The 8,382-nt window shown below is 56.3% G+C and carries 4 protein-coding genes; 3 read left to right on the top strand and 1 reads right to left on the bottom strand.

Annotated elements, in window-relative coordinates; genetic code table 11:
• Window positions 1-518: 518 nt before the first annotated feature.
• From QN359_RS12830 to QN359_RS12820, 3 genes are read left to right on the top strand one after another with little or no spacing between them, the layout of a single operon-like run.
• On the top strand, window positions 519-2,744 hold the full coding sequence (locus QN359_RS12830) for a type I secretion system permease/ATPase (protein ID WP_322247422.1): 2,226 nt from the start codon (window positions 519-521) through the stop codon (window positions 2,742-2,744).
• Complete coding sequence (locus QN359_RS12825) at window positions 2,741-4,054, top strand: HlyD family type I secretion periplasmic adaptor subunit (RefSeq protein WP_322247423.1); 1,314 nt, start codon at window positions 2,741-2,743, stop codon at window positions 4,052-4,054. Before QN359_RS12830 ends, QN359_RS12825 begins: the two co-directional genes overlap by 4 nt.
• Before the next feature lie 29 nt (window positions 4,055-4,083).
• Window positions 4,084-5,631 carry a TolC family protein gene (locus QN359_RS12820; RefSeq protein WP_322247424.1) on the top strand — a complete coding sequence of 516 codons (1,548 nt, stop codon included), beginning with the start codon at window positions 4,084-4,086 and terminating at the stop codon, window positions 5,629-5,631.
• A 97-nt stretch (window positions 5,632-5,728) separates the two neighbouring features.
• On the opposite strand, the gene QN359_RS12815 is transcribed toward QN359_RS12820, so the two are convergent.
• Entirely contained in the window at window positions 5,729-8,269 is a 2,541-nt protein-coding gene (locus QN359_RS12815; RefSeq protein ID WP_322247425.1) for an IPT/TIG domain-containing protein, read from the bottom strand.
• Between the last annotated feature and the right edge of the window lie 113 nt (window positions 8,270-8,382).

Here is an 8,382-nt window from a genome sequence, read left to right as displayed (position 1 = left end):
CCGGTGAGCGACGAAGGAGCGACGCGATGGGAGGGGATGCAAACCCCTTCCAGAGGCTTTTCCATCGTCGCTTGCGAGGATCCATTAAGTTGTTGGATGTTGTAGCGCGGTTTCTCTGATCCGAATCGGCTGGATAAAAATGGTTTGAGAATATTTTGATACAAGTCTTATTAATTTGAAATTCAATTCATACTTGTCATATCGATTGTGTGATTCGCCTCCTTTATAATTATGCCTATACTCAATGTATTGCGCCATTTTCTAGCAAACGCATAGCCATCTTGCTGATATCTCCGGTGATTGTCTGATACGGGCGATGTATTGCTTGCTTGAATTTTTTTATGCCGGCATCGCAGCCTTGCCTGATTCCGGATGCATCACTATCCCGCCGCCCGCCCTCAAAAGTTGCTGCCAGTGCAGGCAATTGAGGCGCAGGTGCGAGCGAATTGTTATCGCCAGTGTACTTACTTTGGCGGAATTCCAGTCAGTAGTGTACCGACTGGCAGTAAGGAAGAATGATGAGTGAATTGAACCGCGCGAAAGCGCCGACGACAGAACTTGAAACAAGTGAACAACTCGAGGCGAGCATCCATGCCGACCATGATGCGCTGTCAGATTCCGACAGTTTGTTACGCTGCGTGGCGTGGTTGTGTGGACACTATAAATTGTCGCGCAGTATAGCCGCGCTGTGTGCCGGTCTGCCGAAAAGTCGCAAGTTTACGCCATCGCTGGCCTTGCAAGCATTGGCCAATGCCGGTTTGACCGGTGGCATTGTCGAGCGTGCAGTACTGGCTTTACCGACGCTACTGTTGCCGGTAGTTTTGCTGCGCAAGGATCATGGCGGCTGCATGTTGCTCGGCTTTGATAGCAATGATGAGGGGGAAACCTTGGCGCGCGTGTGGATGCCAGAACTCGGCGATGCACCGGCCCTGATGACGATTGCCGAACTGAACCAAGCGTATTCCGGCTTTGCCATTCTGGTCAAGCCGCAGGCCATGGCTGACGGCCGCGCCGGTGAACCCGAACCGGAAGCAGCCGGCCACTGGCTGCTGCGCACCCTGTGGCGTTATAAGCGCGCCTATCTGAGTGCCGCGCTGGCGACCTTGCTGATCAATCTGCTGGCTTTATCGGGCACCTTTTTTACCATGAATGTGTATGACCGCGTGGTGCCTAATAATGCCTTCGTGACCTTGTGGTCGCTGGCCATCGGCGTATCTTGCGCGATGCTGTTTGAATTTCTGGCGCGCTTCGTACGGGCCTATCTGCTCGATTTGTCGGGTAAAAAAGCCGATTTGATCATGGGCTCAATGTTATTTCGACAAGCACTATCGGTGCGTATGGAACACAAACCGGCTTCGACTGGTGCCTTTGCCAACCAATTGCGCGAATTCGAATCGGTGCGCGATTTTGCCACCTCGGCGACACTCGCCTCGATTGCCGATCTGCCCTTCACCTTACTGTTTGTCGGTGTGATCTTTATGATCGGTGGGCCGTTGGGCTGGATTCCTTTGATGATGATTCCCATTATCATTATCGTCAGTGTCATTATTCAATGGCCGCTGGCGCGTGCCATGAAAGAAAATCTACAGGAATCCTCGCTCAAGCAGGGCGTGCTGATTGAAGCCATCGACGGCATGGAAGCACTCAAAGCCGTCAGCGGCGAAGGTTTTATGCAGCAGCGTTGGGAGCGTTACAGTGCATTGTCGTCGGCGACCTCGATGAAATCGAAGCGTTTGTCGACTTTGACGACCAATTTTTTCACCTTCATGCAGCAATTTGAAACCGTCATTATGGTTGTCGTTGGGGTGTATCTGATCAAGGACGGTAGCCTGACTCAGGGTGCCTTGATCGGCTCGGTGATGCTGGCCAGCCGCGCCATTGCGCCGCTTGGGCAAGTGGTTGGTCTGGCAGTGCGATTTCAGCAAGCCAAGGCAGCTCTGACTTCGCTGAACCGCTTGATGGAAATGCCGATTGACCGCGATCCGCAAACGGATTATTTGCCCAAACCAGAGTTGACTGGCCAGATCACTCTGCAAGAAGTGAAATTTGCTTATCCTGCGGTAGGCAACCAGCCCACCCCGACCATCTTGCAGGATATTAATTTGCAGATACGCAGCGGTGAACGGGTGGCCATGCTCGGTCGCGTCGGCAGCGGTAAATCGACGCTGTTGCGCCTGATCGCGCGTTTGTACTTGCCGGTCGAAGGCAAGGTGTTATGTGACGGCATCGACGCCGCTCAGGTCGATCCGGCCGACTGGCGCCGTGCGGTTGGCTATGTTGGTCAAGACAGTCGCCTGTTTTACGGTACCCTGCGGCAGAACATCACGATCGGCCATCCGGGGGCCAGCGCCGCAGAAATCATGCGTGTACTGCAACTGGTCGGGCTGGAGCAGATGGTCAGAAAACATCCGCTCGGGATTAACTTGCCAGTCGGTGAAATGGGACAATCGCTCTCGGGTGGACAACGCCAATTGGTAGCGCTGGCGCGTTGCCTGCTGTGTCGCCCCAAACTGCTGCTGCTCGATGAGCCGACCAGTGCCATGGATAGCCAGACCGAAAGCAAATTTATGGAGCATCTGGCGCGCTCGATCGAAGGGCAGACCGTGCTCATCGTTACCCATCGGCCCTCGCTGCTGGCGCTGGTCGAGCGCATCATCGTCATCGACGATGGCAAGGTAGTCTCCGATGGACTCAAGACTGAAGTGTTGGCGGCTTTGGCTGCCCCGGCAAAGAAAGCAGCATGATGGAAATTAGCAGTCAAATCGCCGCTCTTCGGACTGCCTTCAGCGCTTGGCGCGGTCAATTCAGATTCTCGCTCGGCCAGCCCGCGCGCCGCGCCGAGCAACGCCCCGGCTTACGCGCCGGCGACGCCGCCTTCATCGATGACATCCAAGATGCCATGATGGCGCAGTCGCCGACCAGCAGCAGCCTGGTGCTCTATTTGGTCGCGCTGGTCATGCTGTCTGGCTTGGTCTGGGCGTATTTTGCACGGGTCGAGGAAGTTACCCGCGGCAATGCTAAAATTATTTCTAAAAGCCGCGAACAAGTGGTGCAAAGCGTCGACGGCGGTATTCTGGTCGATCTCAAAGTGCGCGAAGGGCAAGTGGTCGAGAAGGGCGAGATTCTGCTCAAAATCGATCCGACTCGCGCCAATGCCGCCTATCGCGAGGGGCTGTCAAAAAAAATCAGCCTCAAGGCCGATATTGCGCGCCTCAAAGCCGAAGCGTATCGCCAGCCTTTGCAGTTTCCGGATGATGTGGCGGAACATAAAGCCGTAGTGCAGCAGCAAACACTGTCCTATCAGTCGCGCCGCCAGGCGCTGGAACAAAGCATCGCTGCGGTACAAAACAGTTATGAATTGGTGATGAATGAATTGACGTTGACGACGCCGCTGGCAGAACGGGGACTCATTTCACAGGTGGAAATTTTACGCATGCAAAGGCAGGCCAATGATTTGCGCACCCAGATGACGGAATTACGCAACCGCTTTCAGGCCGATGCGAATACGGAACTTGGGCGCGCCGAAGCCGAACTCGACCAGACTGAAGAACGGGTGGTCGGCCAAGCCGACATGGTGACCCAGGCCACCGTGCTGGCGCAGGTACGTGGCACCGTCAAGAATGTGCGGGTCAGTAGTCTGGGTGCGGTGATCCAGCCTGGCGAAGTGATCATGGAAATTATACCGCTCGAAGACCAGCTGTTGGTAGAAGCCAAGATCAAGCCGGGCGACATTGCTTTCCTGACACCTGGTTTGGCGGCGACGGTGAAAATCAGCGCCTACGACTATGGCGTCTACGGCGGACTGAAAGGTACTTTACAACACATCAGTCCGGACACCTTCAATAATGAGCAACGCGTCGCCGGCGCTGAAGATGAAACCTATTACCGCGCGTTGGTCTTGACTGAGCACGGCAGCTTGGAAGCCGGCGGCAAATCGCTGCCCATTATTCCCGGCATGACCGCGACAGTGGAAATTCGCACTGGCGAGAAGACGATACTCGACTATCTGCTCAAGCCGATTTTGAAAGCCCGCGAAGCGTTCCGGGAACGGTGATACGGATAGACCCGTCAGAACAAAATGCTATGAGTAATTCGACCATGTTGAAAAAAAATCTGCCCCCACAAGCGCTACCCCCGCTGCTGTGCTGCGCTGGTCTGCTGTTGTTTCTGCTACAACCGGCTCATGGCCGCATCACAATGATGCATGAGCTGCTGCCATCGGCGAACTCGACATTCGCCGGATTACACGGGAGTGCCAGACAGAAGCTTGCCTCGGCCGACGGCGCTGACGCGCTGCCAAGCGAACCGGCAGTCCGGCTGCGCAGCGGTGCTGGCGACGAATTCGCCGTTGTGCTCGAGCGCTGGGTCGGTGATGACGCTGCCGGCGACCCGGCCGGCCGCTCTGGCTTGCCGCACTTGGTGCCGATAGTCCAGACCGCCATGCTGCATAATCCCAGCATACGGCAATATCAGGCGGAATGGTATGCGGCGCAGTCTGATGTGGCCGCGGTCAAGGGGCAACGCTGGCCAAAATTAGAAATTAATGCCGCCAGTCCCGAGGCCCGCTTCGGTGGCTCGCCCGAGGCCGAAATGCCCGATGCCGTGGCGCAGCTCAGCATGAGTGCCGTCATTCCCGTATTTGACTGGGGCCGCATCGACCAAACTGAGAAAAGCCGTAACCACGCCGAAAACGCGGCGCGCCAACGTTACCGTAGCGCGCTCGAAGAATCGGCCTATGAAGTGGCCGGTAGCGTGCTTGAGCTACGCCGCGCCCAAATTTTGACCGATATCAGCGTTGCCTATGTCGAGCGCATGCGCGCTTTGGTGGCCATGATGGAAGAAATCGTCAAGGCCGATCGCGGTCGTCTGAGCGAACTGATACAGTCGAAAGCCAAGCTGCTGCAAGCCGAAATCGGGCGGGATAATTATGCCACCAAGGTGCGCGAAGCCGAGCTCAATCTACGCAAGCTCAGTGGTGCCGACTATGCCAAAATGCTCGGCCCGGCCGACAGCGAGCCGCAGGCCCCGCAGCTGAGCGAGGTGTTGGCGCGGACCAACAGCAATCCGCTGGTGCTGCAGGCCGGCCATGAAGCCGCTGCCGCTGATGCCTCGGCCGATGCGCTGCGCGCCGCTGCCAAGCCGCAGCTTAACTGGGTTTTTAACAAGGCTTTCGGCGATGACGTTTACGGCCGCTCACAACCGTGGAATACCAAGCTGACGCTCAGCTGGGTTGGCTTCGACGGTGGTGCGAGCTCGGCCTCGGTGGCGGCCGCCAAGCTGCGCGCTGGCGCGAGTCGCGAGCGGCGCGAGCAGATTTTGCTCGATCAGGAATTCATGGTCCGCGCCGCTCATCAAGATAATCAAACCCAGACCGAACGGCAGCGCTCTTATGCTGCCCTGACGCGAGAAACCACCGCCGTGCGCAAGGCATTTTTTGAACAATGGTATTACCTTGGTAAGCGCAGCCTGCTCGACGTGCTTTCGGCCGAGAGCGATAATTATGCCAACCAGGTCAACCAAGTCAATAGCCGCTACGATAGCTATGGGGCAGTATTCCGTATCTACAAGGCTGGCGGACAATTCGTCGACTGGCTGGAACAGGGTGCCAACGGCAAGGCCAGTTCAGGGTAACTGGCCGCGCCGAACCCCTAAAAAAACCCCGCACTTCAAAATAGAAGGCGGGGTGGAAAAGATTGGCCCGAAAGTACGCCTCAGTTTATGGCGCTGCTCAGAATTGCACTTCTTCTATTTTAGTGTTGATACCGTCGCTCAGGCCGATCGTCATGCTGCGTGCATCGGCGCTCCATTCGGTCTGGAACACCCCGCCGGTTTCCATCACCGCCACGGCTTGAATACCTTGATCGGTGATTTTTGTCAGGCTCATCCATGGCCAGCGTTTGGCATCCCAGTTCAGCGTCATTTGCTTGCCGTCGATGTGGTAGCTGCCCCATGAGCTTGTTTTGGCACCTGCCAATACTGGCACTGGCAGGGCATTTCTTGCCAGCGGCGCGGCTTGTGCGCCCACCGTTGCCAGCTTGTTGTTGCCGCGAACAAGTTGTATCGATTTGATCTGGTCGATGGCGGTAATGGTGGCTGAAAAATACGCATCATCGGTGGCTTTGCTATGTGTCGGTTTTTGTATCGTCAATGGATACAGGTAGACGCCCTGATTGGTTTGCACTTCCAGCATGACATCGTTCTTTTTGGCCGCCACGACGGGTGAGACGGCATAGGTGTCAGGCGTGCCGAGTTTGCGCATGAGCGGCGACAATCGACTGCGCGATTGCGTGCTGTCGATGGTACCCGTTACATGAATGACGGGGCTGACGACTTCTTGCGAATGTCCAACTGGCTTGGCGCTAAGCGGTGAGGTGCGTTCCAGATGCGCATACATCGCGGCAAATGAATAATCGGAAAAACTATCCAAATTCGAACCGCTATCCATCAGGTCGCGGCCGCCGCCATCGCTGCGTTGGAATTGCCAGTTATCCAGCGAGCGCATAATCCAACCGGTTCCAGTGGGTCCCAGAGGATAATTATTTTTCCCAGTCGCTGCGCTGATGAACGCGTCTGGCCCCAGCCAGATAGGGTAAAGCGGTGTTGCGGCTGTGATCTGAGACATATCAGCTGGTGAGCTTGCGCTGGCATTTGTGTATGGATACCAGTACTCTTGGTTATACAGGTCGTGCAGCCCCATAGTATGGCCAAGTTCATGCAGCGTCACACCGCGGCCGTGGCCACCGACGGCAGCGTTGCCGCCAAAGAATGCCCTCCCAGAGCTAATGTTGTAGTTGGTCTTAATTCCGTAATACAAATCGTAGCTTTTCGGATTCGATGCTTCGCGGATTTGATTGATGCGGTAGACAGCTTTTACATCATCATGCTGCGCTGCGTACAGCGAGGCGAGAGGGTCGGATTTTTCCGTGACAAAATCGATTTCACTGAGCGGGAAGGCTTGGCGAATTTCCTTTTTCAAGTTTTCCATCGTCGCCGCTGTCATCGTCGGATTACCATTGCTTTTGAGTGGGATAAAATGCACTTTCTTATACGTTGCCAGACCAAGAACGCCGGGAGCGGGCACGTAAGCAAAGCGTTCGATTTTATCTGGGGTGCGCAAGTCTTTGGCTTCGATGGAAAACTCGAAGCCCTGTTGCACCCATTCGGCCGCAATGACATAGCTGTGGCTGCTCTCGAGGCTGGCACCATGAGCGGGAATTTCAGGGCTGCCGGTTGCTGGGCCATTCATGCGCACGGTCATTTGCTGTTGTGTGCCTTTCGATGCATCGCCTTTTTTGACAGTCAGGCGTACGTCCGGTTTGGTTTCTGAGTTGACGCTGCCTTCTTTGAAGCGCACACGTATCATCATGGCACGGCCAGGAACAATCCGCAGATAGGGGCTGAGCTGGGGTTGGTTAACCGAGTGCATATAGCTTTGCGCCAGATCGATATCGCCTAATTGCAGACTGGCGGCGAGGTTTTCTACGGTGAGTATGCCGGCCGAGAAAGAATCGGTAGCGCTGCCCATACCATCGTCGCGGCGATGGTGCAGGACGACCGAGCCGCTGGCGGCGCCGGTCGGTACCAGGAATTCCACTTCCGTATTACTGCGTTTTTGTATCGTTGCGGTTTGCTCGCCCATGCTGATGCGTTCGACCAGATACATGCGCTCGCCGGTGATGCGCACGGCTTGTCCGACCTGAGCCTTGGCATGGCTCATCGCGCTGACTTTCGGTGCTACCGGTGGTCCGACATAGGGGCCGTTAACCGTTGCGCCATCTTCGCGCTGCAAGCGCAGTGCGAACGTGCCGCCTGGTGTATTAGCCGGTATTTTGGAGGTAATGCGGTTGCCAGAAACATAGGTCACCGGCAATTCGGTTTCGCCCCAGAATAATTTGATGCCGGTGGAAAAACCGCTGCCATTGATGATTACGGCGTTACCTGGTTTGGGCAGCTTAGGCATCATGGAGATAAAGCTCAGACCTGGCGGCTGTGCCTGGCGACTGATCCGGGTGAAACTCGGTGTGGCGGATGCGGCCGGGGCCGAGGCCGGTACCGCGCCGTCGGCGGCGATGACGGGCGTGGACGTGTCGTCTGGTTGCGGTGAGGCGGTGTGTAGTTCATCGCTTGCGCCGATCAAGCCGCTGCGCGCGTCGGCATTGACGGCCGGGCTATCCGTGCCGCCGCCGCAGGCGGATAACACTAAGGCTGCCAGCAAGACGCTGACCGAAGAAACCGGGCGCCATGGTTGGCGTGCTAAGGTGGAGTGCATCATAAAAATCCTATAAAAATCTTGTATTAGTTCGCCTGCATCGGCAGGCGGCTTGGTGTGTTGCTGATTTGTGCCGGAGGCGCTGACGCCTCCGGCTTGTTGCATGCCGGGTG

Origin of the sequence: Undibacterium sp. 5I2, from assembly GCF_035019605.1 — a bacterium.
Taxonomy (GTDB): Bacteria; Pseudomonadota; Gammaproteobacteria; order Burkholderiales; family Burkholderiaceae_D; genus Undibacterium.
Note: the sequence above shows the minus strand (reverse complement) of the source record. Positions and strands in the feature narration are given on the sequence as shown.

Excerpts from the sequence above, each read along its gene's own strand:
- QN359_RS12830 (WP_322247422.1), top strand. The coding sequence starts at position 519 with ATGAGTGAATTGAACCGCGCGAAAGCGCCGACGACAGAACTTGAAACA.
- QN359_RS12820 (WP_322247424.1), top strand. The coding sequence starts at position 4,084 with ATGAGTAATTCGACCATGTTGAAAAAAAATCTGCCCCCACAAGCGCTA.
- QN359_RS12815 (WP_322247425.1), bottom strand. The coding sequence starts at position 8,269 with ATGCACTCCACCTTAGCACGCCAACCATGGCGCCCGGTTTCTTCGGTC.
- QN359_RS12825 (WP_322247423.1), top strand. The coding sequence starts at position 2,741 with ATGATGGAAATTAGCAGTCAAATCGCCGCTCTTCGGACTGCCTTCAGC.